18 protein-coding genes are annotated in these 18,033 nt (G+C 31.7%); 13 read left to right on the top strand and 5 right to left on the bottom strand.

Annotated elements, in window-relative coordinates:
* Positions 1 to 233 (top strand): hypothetical protein (locus EO766_RS16535; RefSeq protein ID WP_287101544.1); only part of this gene is annotated, 233 nt, incomplete at its 5' end.
* A gap of 1 nt (position 234) precedes the next feature.
* Here EO766_RS16535 and rsgA read toward each other — a convergent pair.
* Entirely contained in the window at positions 235 to 1,164 is a 930-nt protein-coding gene (gene rsgA / locus EO766_RS16530) for a ribosome small subunit-dependent GTPase A (protein ID WP_074420243.1), read from the bottom strand.
* A 273-nt stretch (positions 1,165 to 1,437) separates the two neighbouring features.
* Positions 1,438 to 2,136 (bottom strand): response regulator transcription factor, encoded by a 699-nt coding sequence (locus EO766_RS16525; RefSeq protein ID WP_074420242.1) that lies wholly within the window; start codon positions 2,134 to 2,136, stop codon positions 1,438 to 1,440.
* A 578-nt stretch (positions 2,137 to 2,714) separates the two neighbouring features.
* Here EO766_RS16525 and EO766_RS16520 point away from each other — a divergent pair.
* From EO766_RS16520 to EO766_RS16505, 4 genes are read left to right on the top strand one after another with little or no spacing between them, the layout of a single operon-like run.
* On the top strand, positions 2,715 to 2,921 hold the full coding sequence (locus tag EO766_RS16520; RefSeq protein WP_074420241.1) for a hypothetical protein: 207 nt from the start codon (positions 2,715 to 2,717) through the stop codon (positions 2,919 to 2,921).
* A 52-nt stretch (positions 2,922 to 2,973) separates the two neighbouring features.
* Positions 2,974 to 4,470 carry a TlpA family protein disulfide reductase gene (locus EO766_RS16515; RefSeq protein ID WP_074420240.1) on the top strand — a complete coding sequence of 499 codons (1,497 nt, stop codon included), beginning with the start codon at positions 2,974 to 2,976 and terminating at the stop codon, positions 4,468 to 4,470.
* Positions 4,467 to 6,659, top strand: coding sequence for a peptidase domain-containing ABC transporter (locus EO766_RS16510; RefSeq protein ID WP_074420239.1), 2,193 nt, complete (start codon positions 4,467 to 4,469; stop codon positions 6,657 to 6,659). The genes EO766_RS16515 and EO766_RS16510 overlap by 4 nt, the downstream gene beginning before the upstream one ends.
* 12 nt (positions 6,660 to 6,671) lie before the next feature.
* A complete protein-coding gene (locus tag EO766_RS16505; protein ID WP_081301415.1) occupies positions 6,672 to 8,003 on the top strand; it encodes an HlyD family secretion protein in 1,332 nt (443 codons plus the stop codon).
* Between the two features lie 244 nt (positions 8,004 to 8,247).
* Here the strand turns inward: EO766_RS16505 and EO766_RS16500 are convergent, their stop codons facing one another.
* Together EO766_RS16500 and EO766_RS16495 are read right to left on the bottom strand one after the other, a co-directional pair.
* Complete coding sequence (locus EO766_RS16500; RefSeq protein WP_074421091.1) at positions 8,248 to 8,691, bottom strand: helix-turn-helix transcriptional regulator; 444 nt, start codon at positions 8,689 to 8,691, stop codon at positions 8,248 to 8,250.
* Positions 8,679 to 8,945: a response regulator gene (locus tag EO766_RS16495; RefSeq protein WP_074421092.1), complete on the bottom strand. Its 267-nt coding sequence runs from the start codon at positions 8,943 to 8,945 to the stop codon at positions 8,679 to 8,681. The genes EO766_RS16500 and EO766_RS16495 overlap by 13 nt, the downstream gene beginning before the upstream one ends.
* A 398-nt stretch (positions 8,946 to 9,343) precedes the next feature.
* Between EO766_RS16495 and EO766_RS16490 the strand changes: the two genes are divergently transcribed.
* From EO766_RS16490 to EO766_RS16475, 4 genes are read left to right on the top strand one after another with little or no spacing between them, the layout of a single operon-like run.
* A complete protein-coding gene (locus EO766_RS16490) occupies positions 9,344 to 10,966 on the top strand; it encodes a vitamin K epoxide reductase family protein (protein ID WP_074421093.1) in 1,623 nt (540 codons plus the stop codon).
* 34 nt (positions 10,967 to 11,000) lie between these two features.
* Positions 11,001 to 11,207, top strand: coding sequence for a hypothetical protein (locus EO766_RS16485; RefSeq protein ID WP_074421094.1), 207 nt, complete (start codon positions 11,001 to 11,003; stop codon positions 11,205 to 11,207).
* A gap of 53 nt (positions 11,208 to 11,260) precedes the next feature.
* Positions 11,261 to 12,754: a TlpA family protein disulfide reductase gene (locus tag EO766_RS16480; RefSeq protein WP_074421095.1), complete on the top strand. Its 1,494-nt coding sequence runs from the start codon at positions 11,261 to 11,263 to the stop codon at positions 12,752 to 12,754.
* Positions 12,751 to 13,059 (top strand): cysteine peptidase family C39 domain-containing protein, encoded by a 309-nt coding sequence (locus tag EO766_RS16475; RefSeq protein ID WP_074421096.1) that lies wholly within the window; start codon positions 12,751 to 12,753, stop codon positions 13,057 to 13,059. The genes EO766_RS16480 and EO766_RS16475 overlap by 4 nt, the downstream gene beginning before the upstream one ends.
* A 148-nt stretch (positions 13,060 to 13,207) precedes the next feature.
* Here the strand turns inward: EO766_RS16475 and EO766_RS16470 are convergent, their stop codons facing one another.
* On the bottom strand, positions 13,208 to 13,936 hold the full coding sequence (locus tag EO766_RS16470; RefSeq protein WP_074421097.1) for a response regulator transcription factor: 729 nt from the start codon (positions 13,934 to 13,936) through the stop codon (positions 13,208 to 13,210).
* Positions 13,937 to 14,458: 522 nt separating this feature from the next.
* Between EO766_RS16470 and EO766_RS16465 the strand changes: the two genes are divergently transcribed.
* The 4 genes from EO766_RS16465 to EO766_RS16450 all read left to right on the top strand — a co-directional run bounded on the left by EO766_RS16465 (position 14,459) and on the right by EO766_RS16450 (position 17,803).
* Positions 14,459 to 14,626, top strand: coding sequence for a hypothetical protein (locus tag EO766_RS16465; RefSeq protein ID WP_179855944.1), 168 nt, complete (start codon positions 14,459 to 14,461; stop codon positions 14,624 to 14,626).
* 111 nt (positions 14,627 to 14,737) lie between these two features.
* Positions 14,738 to 16,240: a DUF5687 family protein gene (locus EO766_RS16460; protein ID WP_074421098.1), complete on the top strand. Its 1,503-nt coding sequence runs from the start codon at positions 14,738 to 14,740 to the stop codon at positions 16,238 to 16,240.
* A gap of 4 nt (positions 16,241 to 16,244) precedes the next feature.
* Positions 16,245 to 16,937 (top strand): ATP-binding cassette domain-containing protein, encoded by a 693-nt coding sequence (locus EO766_RS16455; protein ID WP_074421099.1) that lies wholly within the window; start codon positions 16,245 to 16,247, stop codon positions 16,935 to 16,937.
* Between the two features lie 668 nt (positions 16,938 to 17,605).
* Positions 17,606 to 17,803, top strand: coding sequence for a hypothetical protein (locus EO766_RS16450; protein WP_074421100.1), 198 nt, complete (start codon positions 17,606 to 17,608; stop codon positions 17,801 to 17,803).
* Positions 17,804 to 18,033 lie beyond the last annotated feature (230 nt).

Here is an 18,033-nt window from a genome sequence, read left to right as displayed (position 1 = left end):
AATATAAACGTTATATACACAACATGATATTCTCTAAAAAAATAGTATGGGTGATGAGTATCTGCCTGATACTCTCCGCCTGCGGTTTATTCAATCATGCCAACCGAAATGGCTGCCCGTCGAACGGGAAAAATGTAGATGCAGGTAAATTAGCTGCCGGTGACCCCAAGGCTATGAAAGCAGCCAGTAAAGCCCCAAAATTCAAAGCCGATAAAAATGTAGGAGGAAATTAGTTTATGCCCAGGTATTTTCATCAATTTCTTCTAATAATTTTAAATAACTAAAGTACCGTTCTTCTGCAATTTCGCCGGTATCAACTGCTTGCTTAACAGCGCATCCCGGCTCATACATATGCAAACAATTATTAAACTGGCATTGCGTTATACGTTCCCGCATTTCGGGAAAATAATGCGATAATTCCTGTTTGCTAATATCTACCAACGCCAATTCTCTAATACCGGGTGTATCAATCAGTTTACCGCCATCGGGCAAATCGAACATTACAGCAAAAGTAGTGCTGTGCATGCCTTTACCACTCCATTCACTTACAGCCAATGTTTTAAGCGACAGGTCGGGAAAAAGCTGTTGAATAAAAGTAGATTTACCCACCCCACTATGCCCGCTAATTAAACTTGTTTTTTGTTTTAGTAATGCTTCTAGCTCCGTTATGTTTTGTTGGGTTACCATACTACACAACAATACACGGTACCCTATTTGCGTATACAAATGATGGAGTTGTTCATATTGTTGCATTTCTTTATCGCGATATATATCTGCTTTATTAAATACCAAGATAGCAGGTACATGATACATTTCGCAGGCTACTAAAAAACGGTCAATAAATCCCTGCGAAGTACGGGGTTGTTTCAGGGTAATGAATAAAATACTTTGATCAATATTAGCGGCAATAATATGGTGATGCTTGCGGTGGTGCGGACTTTGACGAATAACATAATTGTGGCGTGGTTCAATGGCTTCAATAACGGCATGTTGTTCCGGCCCGGTCTCAATGGTTATATCCACTATATCACCCACCGCAATGGGATTGGTAGAAGTAAACCCCTCTATTTTAAAAATTCCTTTTATTCTGGCAGCATAAAACATTCCATCTTCCGCTTTTACCTGGTACCAGCTGCCGGTTGATTTATATACAGTTGCCTTCATGCAATAAAATAAGGCTGTAAGATAAAGAGAACTGAGAAATTTTTTGAGGAGAATGTGTTGAGGTTAAGGGAATAGGTTACAAAGTAATTATTATAGTGGAGCCATGGATTGAAGGGAAAGAACATAAAGTTTGGAATAAAGGAATGCGATTCAATTATTTTATTACTTTAAGTTTCCTATGGCCAAACAAAGCAAAAAATGGAATAGCATACAACAACAAGTGTGAAAAAGCGTTTATATCAATACATTCAATAACCTAACTGTGTTTTTTTATTAATGATTGCTATTAACATAAGCCTTATAAATTTTTACCCATCTGTTTTTTATGGCAAATAATAATAATCCTGATTTAGAACGTGTATCAGTTTTTTTACGCAGTTTGCTGGCATAGTATTGTACTGTTTTCAAGGAAACATGCATCACTTCTGCTATTTTTTCTTCATCCTCCATTGTTACTAAAAATTGTAAATGCAGTAATTCTTTATTGGTTAATTTTTGGGTAATATTTTTTTCATAGGGCAGCCTTTTCAGATGATGTAACGCTTTATCAATTTGTTCCGGATTAAACGCAGCTTCATCAATAAAATCCTGTCGATAACTTACACAATTAATAGCCTGTTCCAGAATAACACGGGTAAGCTTTTTTTTACTTAAAAAGCCCTTTACGCCTATATCCATTAACTCGGCAATTTCGAATTCAGAAAGTAGCTCAGACAAAACAATAATAGGTATAGAAGGCCGGGAATAATGTAAAATGGCTGCAAGCCCCATACCATCTATTTCCGGCATTAGCAAATCGGTTATTATTACATCCGGCTCTGTTTTAACTTGCTGCAACTTTTTTAAACAATCAGCACCACTATTAGCCGTAAACAAAATGTTGACAAATGGTATGCCATTCACCATTTTTTGAAGTTTTAATAGATAATCCGGCTTAGCGTCTACTAATACCAAATTGAAGGCTGAAGACATAAAATGAATATTTTGAATAAAATTAATTTATATCGTCTGCAATTTGACATGTAGAAGCGTTTTCTTAAAAAATAGCGTAAAACTACGTATAAGATTTAGTAAAATTACTAAAGATATATCATAAATAATGTATTAGTTTCGTTTATTCTTTAAGCTTAAAGAAAAAAATATATAAATGCAAATCATATGGCAGAATGATAAAAATCACCAAGCTAAGAAATCGGAAATATAAATAGTTGAAACCATATCATAAAAGTATTTTGATAATCTACCATTTACACAAGCTAAGTTCATAATCTAAATTTATAGCAAACCAGTTGAACAGGAGTAATCCAAAAGTAAAGTGAAATTAAATATTTTAAAAACTTATTACGCCAACAGTAGGTTTTGAAAACAAGTTAATTAAAATAAACATGTTATCAGCATATTTAAAAGGTATAAAAAATAAAGCTGCAAAGCAACTTTATAAAAGAGTTACAACTTAAAAAATATATGAAAAAATAGTTCATTTCTATCAAACAATGTGTTAGCTAACAAAACATAAACAATCATTTTTTAAACATTCAAAACAAAAGCGTATGTTAAAAACAATTGCAGGGTTACAAGGCGTAACCATTTTGAGCAAAGATGCCCAAAAGAAAATTTCGGGTGGTACATGGGTATGCTCATGCACCGGAATGCCCGGTACTTGGGAATATACTAATACCCCAAGTGTAGATAAGATGATAAGTGACATTGGTATATACTGCACCAATGGCGGAACATGTAATAACTCAATACAGTGATTTTAAAAAACAAAAGGGGGCGTCTTTATCGCCCCTTCCTTGAATATATACTATGATGAAATACCTAATTAGTTTAATTTTTCTAATTTATTCAAATATTGGTTTTGGCCAATTTTTATTAAAAGGCATTATAACATCTGACCATGATGTTCAGTTAAATATTTTTGAACCTTATGAAGGTATGTTTTACAATCATTATCTGGCTACTAAGACCATTAATGCAACACCCCAAAAAGAAATAAACATAAATATTGCTGTAAAAACCTCTACTTTTTTAAAAATGACCTTTGATGGTGAACCGTTTTTTATCTATGCTAAACCCAACGACTCCTTATATTTCAATGCAACCATTTTGGGTGATAACCCACCTGTAAATACCAATTGGATTCGTTTAACAGGTAGCAATGCAAAAGGAATTTTGTTATTCAATAATCAATTCAATTATCCCTATCCTATCTCTAAATTCACGCCTGTATTTAACTTATTTGAGCAAAAAAATTTGAATCTTCCTGAATTAAAGAAAAACTTAATTACCATCATCAACAATTACACCCATCCATATGATACCCTATACCAGGAAAACAAAATAACGGAAAGCTTTAGAACCACCATTAACATTCAATTCAAAGCAATATTGATAGCTGAATTCCTAAAGCCATTTATAAGAAAAGGAATTAAAGAGATTCACTTTATTAGTGCAGATATAAGCAAAGCAAATATTTTACAAATGGCGGAAGAAATACAAGAACCTTTTAATACAAGAGTATTAAGTTGTGTACTTGCAAAATTTTATGTTTCAAGCTATTTACGTTTGAAATATATGATAGCAAATAAATTAGAAACAGATGATGATGTTAAAGACTCTATATTTAATATAAATAATAATACTTATACTTTTAGTAACACATTTGTTCCTTTGCTATATGCTCCTTTTGGTATTAAAACCAATTTAATCGGAGATTATATGATTGTAGCGATTACTTTATTCCCGGAAAGCGTTACTAAAAATGACTTAACAATATTTAATCACCTTTCTCCTAATAATTATTATTTAAAAATCCTTCAAGATAAATACAATTTTAACAATACACAAGCTACTATTGATAGTAATTTGAATATACAATTTATAGATACCACTAAAAAAATTAACACAATTAATGATTTAATAGCACTTAACAAAGGAAAACGATTATACATTGATATTTGGGCTACCTGGTGTGCGCCTTGCATTCAGGAATTTAATAGCTACCAATTTATTGATTCAGCGTTATTTAAATTGAAAATAAATAAACTATTTATTTCAATAGACAGTTATTCAAATTATAATAATTGGGTAAAAGCGGCTAAAAAATATGCTTTGGATGGTATGCATTTAATTGCCAATAAAAACTTAATAGACAATTTACAGGAAAAAATATATGGTAAAAATTCATTTGAAATTCCTCGCTATATTATCGTCAATGAAAATGGAGAAATTCTAAATTTAAAGGCAGAACGACCCTCTTCAGGTGGTAAACTAATTGCAGAATTGAATAATTATTTTAAGTGAAAAAATCAATTTTCCCATTTATTCACCAATTCAATCAAATGGATTGCGGCCCTGCTTGTTTAGCTATGATTGCAAAATATTATGGTCGAAATTTAGATTTAAATGAAGTTAGAAGCAAAACACAATTAAACAAAGAAGGAGTTAATTTTCTGGGGATTGCCAATACGGCAGAAGAAATAGGTTTAAGAACCCTGAGTGTTCGAATAAATTTTGAAAGACTTTTGAAAGAAGCACCTCTTCCATGTATTGTTCACTGGAACCAAAACCATTTTGTAATTGTTACACCTAATTCAAATTTAAAGAAAATTGAGGTAGCCGACCCTGCACATAATATAATTAAATACACTAAAGAAGCATTTTGCAAACACTGGCTGCAAACAACTGATGATGTTCCGGGAATTGCTTTACTTTTAGAACCAACTCCGGAATTTTATCAACAAAAGGATACCAAAGCCCAGGGAATAAGCTGGGGCTTTTTGTTAAGATATTTGAATCAATACAAGCGATATTTTTTTCAATTAACTGTAGGGTTAGTAATAGCATCTGCCTTGCAATTGGTATTTCCTTTTCTTACGCAAAGTATTGTAGATGTAGGCATCAACACCCGCAACCTTCAGTACATTTTTATCATACTCTTTGCCCAACTTTTTCTATTTACAGGTCGTATCATTACAGAATTTATACGCAGTCATTTGCTGTTGCATATTGGTACAGGTATTAACATCTCCATTCTTTCTGATTTTTGGATAAAGTTGATGCAATTGCCTTTATCTTATTTTGACGCAAAAAAGACAGGTGATACATTACAAAGAATTGGCGACCACAGCAGGATACAGCAGTTTTTAACAACAGGTTCTTTAAATATTCTTTTCTCATTAATCAATTTGCTTATTTTTTCAATAGTCCTGCTTTTGTATAATGTACCTGTGTTTTTAGTATTCGTTACCGGCAGTGTTTTGTATTTCTTTTGGATTCGATTTTTTCTACAATATCGCCGGAAATTAGATATAGAACGTTTTAGACTGGCCAGTAAAGAAAATACAGCTACTATGCAATTGGTACATGGTATGCAAGAAATACGCCTAAACAATTGCGAAAAACCCAAACGTTGGGAGTGGGAACGATTACAGATTGCTTTATTTAAACTCGGCTTTAAAACTTTACAAATAAGCCAGTATCAGTATGCCGGGGCATTTTTTATTAATGAAGGTAAAAATATAATCATCACTTTTTTTGTTGCTAAAGCTGTAATTGAAGGACAGTTAACACTGGGTGCCATGCTGGCGATTCAATACATCATCGGTCAGTTAAACAGCCCTGTTGAGCAACTGATTGGCTTTATACAGCAGGCACAAGATGCCAAACTATCATTAGAACGCCTTAATGAAATACATACTTTAGCGAACGAAGAATCTAAAGAAAGTAACTTGCAACACAGTTTACCCTCTGATAAATCCATCCATGTATCAAATGTTTCTTTTACCTATACAGGTGCAGGCAACGAGCCTGTATTACAAAATATTAATTTACTGATACTGGAGAAAAAAGTAACAGCCATCGTAGGTATGAGTGGTAGTGGCAAAACCACTTTATTGAAACTACTTTTAAAGTTTTACGAAAATTATAAGGGCGATATCAGGATTGGAGAAACCAATATCAAATACATCAGCCATAGATTTTGGCGTAGCCAATGCAGCAGTGTATTACAAGATGGCTATATTTTTAATGACACCATTACCAACAATATAGCCCTACATGGTGAGCAAATCAATCAACAGCAATTAATACATGCCTGTAAGGTAGCTAATATCCTTTCTTATATTGAAAGTCTGCCTTTAGGTTTTAATACAAAAATCGGGGCAGAAGGAATAGGAATCAGCCAAGGACAAAAGCAAAGAATATTAATTGCCAGAGCTGTTTACAAAAACCCCGAGTATATTTTTTTTGATGAAGCAACCAATGCCTTAGATGCAAACAATGAAAAAAGGATATTGGAAAGCCTACAATCTTTTTTCAAGAACAAAACAGTAGTTGTAGTAGCACATCGTTTAAGTACTGTAAAGAACGCTGATAAAATAGTAGTGTTGCATGAGGGAAGGATAGTAGAAGAAGGAACACATGAAGAGCTTGCTTTAGAAAAGGGATACTATTACGAATTAGTGAAAAACCAGTTAGAATTAGGAAACTAAAATTGTTACATTATGCCGATAGTTGTGAATGAGAATGGAGATATTAGCAGTTTATCTGAAACATTTCATTTAAGAAGTGATGAGGTTCAGGAATTCATCAGTCGGAAACCCAATTTTTTTATCCGTTGGGGTACGGTTTTATTCTTCTTTATTATTGTTATAATGGCAATTGTTTGCTGGTTTATTCAATACCCGGACATAGTAATATGTAAAGCACGTTTGAGTAGTTTGAATGCTCCGAAAGAAGTGGTTACCAGAACAGATGGGAAATTGCAACAACTACTCGTAAACAATGGCGACAGCATAAAACAAGGGGATGCTTTAGCCTATATGGAAAGTATTGCTAATCCTAAATCAGTAACACTTGTTAAAGCAAATCTGGATTCCATCTTGGCATACGTATCCCAGAACAAAACTGACCAAATAATCAAATTCTTTCCAAATTACACCAATCAGCAGTATTTGAGTGATCTGGGAGAAATACAGCAACCTTTTCAAACTTTTATGCAAAGCTTTATTAGCTTTAAAGATTTTATCAGCAACGGGTTTTATTTACGTAAACGCTCCATGCTGCAAACCGACCTGAACAACATTACCCGCTTACATTCCATCCTAATAGAGCAGAGATTACTTTTGGAAAAAGATGTGGCTTTATCTAAACAAACATTTGAAGCAAACAAATCACTTGCAAAAGATAAAGTTATTTCAGCACTAGATTATCGTAATGAAGAAAGTAAGCTTATTTCTAAACAACTAAGCCTACCGCAGATAAAATCTGCTATTGTCAGCAACGAAACCCAGCAAAATGACAAAAGAAAAGAAATTGCCGAATTAGAGAACCAAATCACTGTTCAAAAAAATACTTTCATACAAGCTTTACAATCATTAATCAGTCAGATTGAACAATGGGAATTTAAGTATGTACTGAAATCACCTATTGACGGACGGGTACAAATGGCAGGATTTTATCAGCAAAACCAGTTTATAAAAAACGGACAACTATTGTTTTACATACAGGCAAAAAGCACGCAATATTTTGCCGAAATGTTTATACCACAATATAATTTTGGAAAAGTACATACCCTGCAAGATGTACTATTAAAGTTTCAGGCTTATCCCTATGAACAGTTTGGTAGTGTAACAGGAAAAATAGAATATATTAGTCAAACACCTACAGACAGTGGCTATCTATCCAAAGTAATCCTTCCAAATAGTTTGATAACGAACTATGGCAAGTCACTTCAGTATCAGTTCGGTTTATTTGCACAGGCAGAAATTATAACTGAAAAAATGCGATTGTTAGATCGGTTTTATTACAATATCCGCAAACAGGTTAACTGGTAGTAGTAAATTTTAAATAAATCATTATTGTCCGACAAAACTTAACTAAAAAATCGCTGTAATCCTTTTCTGTAAAGGATTACAGGCTAAAAAATGATTTTTTCAAATCTGGAGGGAGCACCCCATCTTTTGAAATCGGCTGAAATATGGCTCTGTAAAGGGGTTAAACCATTAGTTTACACTTTTTAGTCAGACAAGAATGAAAAAAAATCATGTACTATAAAAACAAATAAATCTGTAATTTATATTAAACATCCTTGGCAATAAAAGCCTTATAAATTTTAACCAATCTATTTTTAATGGCATATAACAATAGTGCCGTTTTGTTTTTTGTACCTGATTTTTCACACAAACGTTCGGCGTAATAATGAACCGTTTTTACCGAAAGGTTCATGGCCCAGGCTATTTGTTGGTAATCATCCAGTGTTACCAATAATTGTAAAAAACACAACTCCTTTTTGGTAAACGATTGAATAGTTTTGACATCTCGGGGCAATAGCTGTATACGCTTTATTTCAGCAAAGGCTTTTTCTTTATCAAACATTGTTTCATCTATAAATACAGCGCCTTCACTTACATTTGCAATTGCTTTAGCAATTATTTCGGCTGATAGGTTGGCTTTGCCCAGAAAGCCCTTTACACCTATATCCATTAACTCGGCAATTTCATATTCAGAAATCAGCTCAGACAATACAATAATGGGTATAGAAGGCCGGGAATAATGTAAAATGGCTGCAAGCCCATACCATCAAGTTCCGGCATAAGTAAGTCGGTAATAATCACATCCGGCTCTGCTTTAACCTGCTGCAATTTTTTTAAGCAATCAGCACCACTATTAGCCGTAAACAAAATGTTAACAAATGGTATAGTATTCACCATTTGCCGAAGTTTTAATAAGTAATCCGGTTTTGCATCTACTAATACCAAATTGAAGGCTGAAGACATAAAAGGAACATTTTGAATAAAATTAAATTATATCGGGTACAATTTGATATGTAGAAGCGTTTTCTTAAAAAATAGCGTAAAACTACGTAGAAGATTTAGGAAAATTACTAAAGATATATCATAAATAATGTATTAGTTTCGTTTATTCTTTAAGCTTAAAGAAAAAAATATATAAATGCAAATCATATGGCAGAATGATAGAAATCATCAAACTAACAAATCGGAAAAATAATTGATTGAAAATTTGAAATAAAAACTGACAGGTGATGCAAAACATTTTGAAATAGAAAATAATATTTTATTTGTAAGCAACCTTATGGCGACATTCACAAATTTTGCTTTAAAAATTAAATCGACACATATTGCTAAACACCTTATAGGCTGTACCGCTAAACAATATGCAAGAAAACACAGTTAACATAATTTACAAGTGGTTAAAGCAAACCAACTATGAAGTAAGTATTGAAAAAATACAATTACAATTTCTGTCACATCCTGATATTGGCACACTTAGTTCTATTACTGATACACTCAATGCATTCAAAATTGAAAATCAGGCCGCTCAAATTGATATTGACAATATACCAAAGTTGAAAGAACCATTTCTCTCATTAATAAGAAATAACAAGGTTGATCAATTTGTATTAGCAAAGGTTATTTCAACAGTTTCCGTTGAAATTTACAATGGGCAGGAGAAGTTATTTTCAATTTCTTTTGATGAATTTAAGAAAATATTTTCTGGCTTCATCGTTGTAATTGACAAGCAGCAACCAACATTTCGCCTTAACATTCGTAATTGGTTAAGACCTTTATCCATTAGTCTTTTGACTTTTGCCGTTTTTTATTTATTCTGGATGCATCCCACTCAAACAATCAATATTTATGCTTACTTCTTACTAACAATTGCAGGGCTCATATGCTCATTACTGCTTTTTGTTCATAGTTTAGGTTTTAACAACCATTTTCTGCAGCGTTTTTGCACATTATCAAAAAGCACCGATTGTAATGGGGTTTTACATTCAAAAGCAGCTAATTTGTGGAAAGATATAAACCTTACTGATGTAGGAATTATATATTTTTCTGTGCAATTGATTTACTTGTTGCTTTTACCAAATGCCATTTCAATACTCTTGGCAGTTAGTATTGTTGGAATATTATTTCCGATTTATTCTATCTATCAGCAGGCCTATATTATAAAAAAATGGTGCCCTTTATGTCTTACTGTAATAACCATTCTGCTGCTACAAGGAATTGTAGCAATAATTTCCTTTTCGGAAATTTCCTTTCAACCTCAATTTACAGTTGGAGTATTATGTATCATTGCTCTTGTTGGTATAGTATGGTATTATCTAAAGCAATTATTTGAAAACAGTGCCAGACTGCACAATGCTGAAATTGAACTCTTACGTTTTAAGCGAAACTATCACCTGTTTATAAATTATTACAAGCTTACAAATTCAATAGAAGACAGTCATATAAAAACAGAAAAGGAAATCATCATAGGTTCAGAGCAAGCCCCAACACAAATTACCGTTATTACCAATCCACTATGTCGGGCCTGCCAAAAAACGCATGGCGAATTAAAATCTTTGATACAACAATTTCCGGCCGATATTTCTTTAAGAATTGTATTCTATGTTCCCTATCAAAACCTGTGTGACCCAAGAACAATGATTGCAAGCTGGTTAGCTGACACATACTTTAACAACAAGGAAATAGGTATTAAAACTATTGGAAACTGGTATGCTAACCCCGATGTTAAGAAATTTGACAAGCTAAAACTACCCACTGAGATTTTAAAACAGCAACAACCCTTTTTACAAAACCAGGCACAATGGTGTGTACAACAACAGTTAACCCTAACGCCATTGCTACTCATTAACAACAAACTATTTCCACTTATTTACAGAACAGACGACCTGCGGTTTCATATAGAAGCAATTAATGAATTTGAACGAGCGAAGGAATATGAAAAAAAGAGTCCTGTTCAATCTACCAAGGTGTTAGCTAGCAACACATAAACAATCATTTTTTAAACATTCAAAACAAAAGCGTATGTTAAAAACAATTGCAGGGTTACAAGGTGTAACCATTTTGAGCAAAGATGCACAAAAGAAAATTTCGGGCGGTACATGGGTATGCTCATGCACCGGAATGCCGGGTACTTGGGAATATACAAGGGATCCTGCATTACAAACAATGGTAAATGACATTAAGACCTACTGCCAATACGGCGGAACCTGTAATAATTCAATACAGTGATCTTAAAAAACAAAAAGGGGCGACCTTATCGCCCCTACCTTAAATAACATATTATGAAATACCTAATTAGTTTAATTTTTTTATTTTATACGAATATTGCTTTTTGTCAATTTTTATTAAAAGGTGTCATAACATCAGACCATGATGTGCAGTTAAATATTTTTGAACCGTATGAAGGTATATTTTACAATCATGATCTGGCTACTAAAAGTATCAATGCAACACCCAAAAAAGAAATAAACATAAACATTGCTGTAAAAACATCTACTTTTTTAAAAATAACGTTTGATGGTGTACCATTTTTTATATATGCCAAACCCAATGACTCTATTTTTTTTAATGCAACCATCTTAGGCAGTAACCCACCTGTAAATACCAGTTGGATTCGTTTAACAGGTAGTAATGCTGAAGGAATGATATTGTTCAATAATCAATTCAATTATCCATACCCTATTTCTAAATTCACACCTATATTTAACTTATTTGAGCAAAAAAATTTGAATGTTCCTGAATTAAAGAAAAACTTAATTAACATCATCAACAATTACACCCATCCATATGATAGCCTATATCAGGAAAACAAGATAACAGAAAGCTTTAGAGGCGCCATCAAGGTTCAATTCAAAACAATACTTATAAATGAATTCTTAAAACCATTTATAAGAAGAGGAATTAAAGAAATTAACTTTATTAGTGCAGATATGAGCAAAGCAAATATTTTGCAAATGGCGGAAGAAATACAAGAACCTTTTAACATAGCAGTACCGAAATGTGTGCTTGGAACATTTTACGTTACAAGCTATTTAAGTTTGAAATACATGGTAGAAAATAAATTAGAAACAGATAATGAAATTAAAGACTCTATATTTAAAATAAACAATAATACTTATGCTTTCAGTAACACGTTTGTGCCTTCACTATATGCTCCGGATGATATTAAAACCAATTTAATTGGAAATTTTATGATTGCAGCGATTACTTTATTTCCGGAGAGTGTTACTAAAAGCGACTTAATTATCTTTAATCACTTTGCACCCAATAATTATTATTTAACAATCCTTCAAAATAAATACAATTTTAATAACACACAATCAAATATTGATGATAATAAAAATATAAAATTTATAGATACCACTAAAAAAATTAATACAATTAATGATTTGATAGCACTTTATAAAGGCAAACGTTTATACATTGATATTTGGGCTACCTGGTGTGCACCCTGCATTCAGGAATTTAATAGCTATAAATTTATTGATTCAGCGTTATTTAAATTGAAAATAAATAAACTATTTATTTCCATAGACAGTTATTCAAATTATAATAATTGGGTGAAGACTGCTAAAAAATATTCCTTAGATGGTGCTCATTTAATTGCAAACAAAAATTTAATAGATAATATCCAGGAGAAGATATACGGTAAAAATTCATTTGAAATTCCTCGCTACATCATCGTCAATGAAAATGGAGAAATTCTAAATTTAAAGGCAGAAAGACCCTCTTCAGGTGGTAAACTAATTGCAGAATTGAATAATTATTTTAAGTGAAGAAATCAATTTTTTTCTTTATTCACCAACTCAATCAAATGGATTGCGGCCCTGCATGCTTAGTTATGATTGCAAAATATTATGGCAGAAATTTAGATGTAAATGAAGTTAGAACCAAAACACAATTAAACAAAGAAGGAGTTAATTTTCTGGGGATTGCCAATACGGCAGAAGAAATAGGTTTAAGAACCCTGAGTGGTTATCACACAACACAAATAGATTCTTATAAAATAGCGCCAAATTTTACAGGTGATTTGATTGACATACACGATTATTATGAAACGAATATGAAATTAATTTTCTAATCATACAAAGCAAAAAAAGGACAAATTAAAGTTGCATACTATTATTAATACACCTATCAGATAAATGGATAAAACTAAGGAATAATAGTTGATGGCATATTTTGCCTTATTTGTAATGTAACGAACCTACACTACATTTTTAATAAAATTACGTAGTAACCAGTAAAAAAGGAATGCCAGAAAAAGTATAACTTACATAAGCTTTATAAATTTTTACCAATCTATTTTTAAGGGCATATAACGTTAAACCCATTTTATTACGCGAATTTGTTTTTTCGCGTAATTGCTCAGCGTAATAATGAACCGTTTTTACCGAAAGGTTCATGGCCCGGGCTATTTGTTGGTAATCATCCAGTGTTACCAATAATTGTAAAAAACACAACTCCTTTTTGGTGAACGATTGAATAGTTTTGACATCTCGGGGCAATAGCTGTATACGCTTTATTTCAGCAAAGGCTTTTTCTTTATCAAACATTGTTTCATCTATAAATACAGCGCCTTCACTTACATTTTCAATTGCTTTAGCAATTATTTCGGCTGATAGGTTTGCTTTTGCCAGAAAGCCCTTTACACCCATATCCATTAACTCTGCTATTTCATACTCGGAAAGCAATGCAGATACGATGATAACCGGCATTTTAGGGCGGGCATAATGCAATAAACAAGCTAGACTCGTGCCATCTATTTCCGGCATTAACAAATCGGTGATAATGATATCGGGCTCTTTTTTTACCTGTAGCAATTGCCGTAAACAATCTGCACCATTGGCAGCCGTAAATACAATATCCACACCGGGTATAGCAGTGGCTAATTGTTTCAATTGCAACAGGTTAGCAGGTTTACCTTCTACCAATGCTTTTTGTACCTCAGCACGCATACAATAGCCACTCTGCATAAATATAATACAAATTATATGTGCACCGGCCAAAGTTCTATTTTATAATAAAATAGCGTAAAACTACGTAGAAGATTTAGTAAAATTACTAAAGTGTATGGTGTTAAAAGCTTTTAAATTTGACTAATAATACAGCTTGTCATCAATAAGGTTAAGCAATTAGCATACTTGAGCTTAAAGGAAAGAAATAAACCGATAAATATTTTGAATTGATAAATAGCTGAAAATAAACACTGTTTAACAAGCAAAACAAATTAAGAAACGCAAATTTTTAAATTAAGATATACACAATAAGTGTTTAAAACATATTTAGTGGCCACGAATTGGGGGACATTTTGCTTTTGTTGACCCAAAGAAAAAATAACAAAGGGACTGCACAGCAGTGGCAGGGACACTGTAAGGATTGCTGAAAGGCATGAGGGAGCAAACACTGTATGCCCTGTTCGTATTGAGACAGTCAACGAACTCAAGATGAGTATTCATTAACAAACAAAATTGTAACAGATGAAAAAAATGGAATTAAAACAAATGGAGGAAATTGAAGGCGGAAGTTGTGCACCAGTAACTGCAGGACTTGCGCTCGGTGCAGCTGTTGTGAGCACTGTATTTCCACCTGCCGCTCTCCTTGGATGGACACTTGTAGGTTCATGGTTTAGCCAGTGTGTTCATTAATAATAATTGGGTATAATACAACATGTTAATTATACCCAATTTTATTTAAAATTTTAGAAAAAAATCTCATTCAGTAAATTCTAATAATTTTAAAAGAAAAAAATATAAATCGTGTTTAAAAAAAATGTTATTATAAAACTTTTGTTGAATGATTGGAAAAGTAGACTAAGAAAAAATGGAAGTAAACAAGGATTTTTATTTCAAATTTTTTTTAATTTCTATGCCATATTAGCTACTATACCTGTTATGTATTTTTTATGGCATTTAAAATACATTTTATTATATACCAGATTCAATAAAAATTTTGAAAACGTAATTTTTGAAATACTGATTTATATTATCGTAAGTGATTTTATTTTACGCTTAGTAATTCAAAAACAAAATGCTAATGTTATACAACCATATTTAACACTAAACATACCTAAAAGTAAAATCATAAATTTTTTTATCCTTCAATCAATAGCAACAAGCTATAATTTCATTCTTCTGGTACTATTAATACCCTCTATACTCAAAAATTTAAACGAATTATTCAATACGCCAGAAATAGTTTTACTGTACACCTATCTATTCATTTTTTTTCTAATCATCAATTTTTTAGTTCAATTCATTATAAATAGCTCTAGAATATTACTTATTTGGATATGGAGAATAATAAGTATTTTTTTCCTTGTTTTTGGGCTTATTTTCAATACTAAAATTCAAATGGATGAATATGCTGTATTCATTTTTAAAAATATAGTGGCTAATCATGTCTTATTAGTGCCACTTTTAGTAGCACTATCCATCGTTATAATCTTTTATAAAAATCAAGTAAGCCAATTACTATACATAGACACGATAGCTAATAATAAAATGCCATTGAAACCTTTTTTAAAAAATAAACCATCATTGTTTTCTAAGCACCTATTATTTTTATTATTTTTTGATATTGAACTGAAACTAATACTCAGAAACAATAGGCCACTTCAAATAATTATTAGTGCAATTATTTTTCCTTTAATATTATTAATTGGTGCAGTTATTTCTGTAAAATATACAGGTATTAGTAAAGGAGATATACTCACTACTTTTTTAATAAGTGTTGGAGCAATAGCAGTACCTATTATTTTTTATGGACAATTCCTATTTTCTTGGCAAAGCTCGCATTTCCCTATTTATTTTGTACTTAACTTAAAAAATAAAGAATATATTAAAAGTAAGCTGCTAATTTTATATATGCTTTGCACATTAGCTTATTTAATGTGTTTATTAATTTGGCAAAATCATATAACCATTATTACCTGCTCATATTTTTTTAATGTTGGAATACAAATCCCAATGATATGTTTGTTTGGTATGTTTAATTACCAAAGACTTGATGTAAACAAAAGTGCTTTTTTAAATCATCAAGGAACAGGAATGAATCAGTATATCTATTTTTATAGTTTGTTAACTGTATCATTCATCATCTTTTACCCTTTATATCAATTATTTTCACTTAACACAACCATAATAGTTTTTGGATTATTTGGTATAACAAGTATTTGCTTTCTTAAACTATGGCTACAAATTCTTACCAAACAATTCAATAAAAATAAATACAAATTACTGGAAGGATTTTCAAAAATTTAAAATAATGATTAAGATAAAAAATATTACAAAAATATACAACGGGAAAAAAATGGTGGATGTAAAAAACCTTGAAATTAGACCTGGAGAAATTATTGGATTAGTTGGTAACAATGGAGCAGGAAAAACAACATTTTTTAGGTTATTGCTTGACCTTATTAAACCTGATAGTGGCGAAGTGCTAATAAATGACCAGAATGTATCTTTTACTGATTACTGGAAGAAATTCACTACCTCATATTTAGATGAAGATTTTTTAATTAGCTACCTTACTCCTATGGAGTATCTTTCATTTATAGGCAGTCTGAACAATATATCAGATGTTGAAATAAATAGATTTATAACAACAAATACAAAATTATTTGATGAAACTATTACAAACCAAAAGTACATTAGGGATTTATCAAAAGGTAATCAGTGCAAAGTAGGAATTGCAGGCGCTTTAGTAGTGAACCCTAAAATTTGTATATTAGATGAACCATTTGCTAATCTAGATCCAAGCTCCCAAATACAACTTAAGAATTTACTTTTAAATATTAACTTACAATACGGTACAACCCTATTCATAAGTAGTCACGATTTAAATCATGTTACTAGCCTTTGTAAAAGAATATTAATCATGGAAAATGGTGAAATGATGCAGGATTTATTGGTTAATAAAGAAACTAGAATAAAAATAGAAAGCTATTTTATACATTAAAAAAAGTTTATTCAGGAATGATTGTATTTAATTTTACTTCGGCAAAAAATGACTTTTAAAAAAAATAGCAGTAGTACATCGTTTCAATTGCAACAGGTTAGCAGGTTTATCTTCTACCAATGCTATTTGTACCTCAGCATGCATTCAATAGTCACTTTGTATAAATATAATACAAATAATATGTGCACCGGCCAAAGCTCTATATTTTAATAAAAATAGCGTAAAACTACGTAGAAGATTTAGTAAAATTACTAAAGCGGATGGAGTTAAAAGGTTTTAATTTTAACTAATAATACAGCTTGTCATCAATAAGGGTTAAGCAATTGGCATACTTGAGCTTAAAGGAAAGAAATAAACCGATAAATGGTTTGAATTGATAAATAGTTGAAAATAAACACTGTTTAACAAGCAAAACAAATTAAGAAACCCAAATTTTTAAATTAAGATATACACAATAAGTGTTTAAAACATATTTAGTGGCCACGAATTGAGGGACATTTTGCCTTTGTTGACCCAAAGAAAAAATAACAAAGGGACTGCACAGCAGTGGCAGGGACACTGTAAGGATTGCTGAAAGGCATGAGGGAGCAAACACTGTATGCCCTGTTCGTATTGAGATAGTCAACGAACTCAAGATGAGTATTCATTAACAAATAAAATTGTAACAGATGAAAAAAATGGAATTAAAACAAATGGAGGAAATTGAAGGCGGTACTCCATGCAGTTCGACTGCAAACAAATTCATTGCTGTAACTGGCTTAATTGCAGGAGTAGCTTCGTCTTTTGGGCCAATTGGACTTGCAATTGCTGGGCCAACCGCTTTAGGCATGGGAGTAGCAAGTATTATTTGTGCATGGAAAGAGTAAAATACAAGTAGAAAGAAATTGTCTATAAAATTTGGACGATTTCTTTCTTTTATGATTACACTACAAAATGTCATTCTATTTATCAAAACAAAGTATATAAATTTATAGGATTAGGTAGAACATTTACAAATAAGAGATAGGGGGGTGAAATAACTAAATAAATTAGTAAATTGAGGTCTAAAATATTTAGTTATGTTCAAAGGGGTTAATGCAATTGAGTTTGGCAAACG

Source organism: Hydrotalea sp. AMD (assembly GCF_004100315.1).
In the GTDB taxonomy this organism is placed as follows: domain Bacteria; phylum Bacteroidota; class Bacteroidia; order Chitinophagales; family Chitinophagaceae; genus Hydrotalea; species Hydrotalea flava.
This window is presented reverse-complemented; position numbering and strand designations above follow the sequence as displayed.

What these genes read in the sequence shown, in the direction of transcription:
- EO766_RS16455 (WP_074421099.1), top strand. Translation starts at nt 16,245, where the DNA reads ATGATTAAGATAAAAAATATTACAAAAATATACAACGGGAAAAAAATG.
- EO766_RS16495 (WP_074421092.1), bottom strand. Translation starts at nt 8,945, where the DNA reads ATGTCTTCAGCCTTCAATTTGGTATTAGTAGATGCAAAACCGGATTAC.
- EO766_RS16485 (WP_074421094.1), top strand. Translation starts at nt 11,001, where the DNA reads ATGTTAAAAACAATTGCAGGGTTACAAGGTGTAACCATTTTGAGCAAA.
- EO766_RS16490 (WP_074421093.1), top strand. Translation starts at nt 9,344, where the DNA reads ATGCAAGAAAACACAGTTAACATAATTTACAAGTGGTTAAAGCAAACC.
- rsgA (WP_074420243.1), bottom strand. Translation starts at nt 1,164, where the DNA reads ATGAAGGCAACTGTATATAAATCAACCGGCAGCTGGTACCAGGTAAAA.
- EO766_RS16515 (WP_074420240.1), top strand. Translation starts at nt 2,974, where the DNA reads ATGATGAAATACCTAATTAGTTTAATTTTTCTAATTTATTCAAATATT.
- EO766_RS16520 (WP_074420241.1), top strand. Translation starts at nt 2,715, where the DNA reads ATGTTAAAAACAATTGCAGGGTTACAAGGCGTAACCATTTTGAGCAAA.
- EO766_RS16450 (WP_074421100.1), top strand. Translation starts at nt 17,606, where the DNA reads ATGAAAAAAATGGAATTAAAACAAATGGAGGAAATTGAAGGCGGTACT.
- EO766_RS16525 (WP_074420242.1), bottom strand. Translation starts at nt 2,136, where the DNA reads ATGTCTTCAGCCTTCAATTTGGTATTAGTAGACGCTAAGCCGGATTAT.
- EO766_RS16480 (WP_074421095.1), top strand. Translation starts at nt 11,261, where the DNA reads ATGAAATACCTAATTAGTTTAATTTTTTTATTTTATACGAATATTGCT.
- EO766_RS16470 (WP_074421097.1), bottom strand. Translation starts at nt 13,936, where the DNA reads ATGCGTGCTGAGGTACAAAAAGCATTGGTAGAAGGTAAACCTGCTAAC.
- EO766_RS16505 (WP_081301415.1), top strand. Translation starts at nt 6,672, where the DNA reads ATGCCGATAGTTGTGAATGAGAATGGAGATATTAGCAGTTTATCTGAA.
- EO766_RS16465 (WP_179855944.1), top strand. Translation starts at nt 14,459, where the DNA reads ATGAAAAAAATGGAATTAAAACAAATGGAGGAAATTGAAGGCGGAAGT.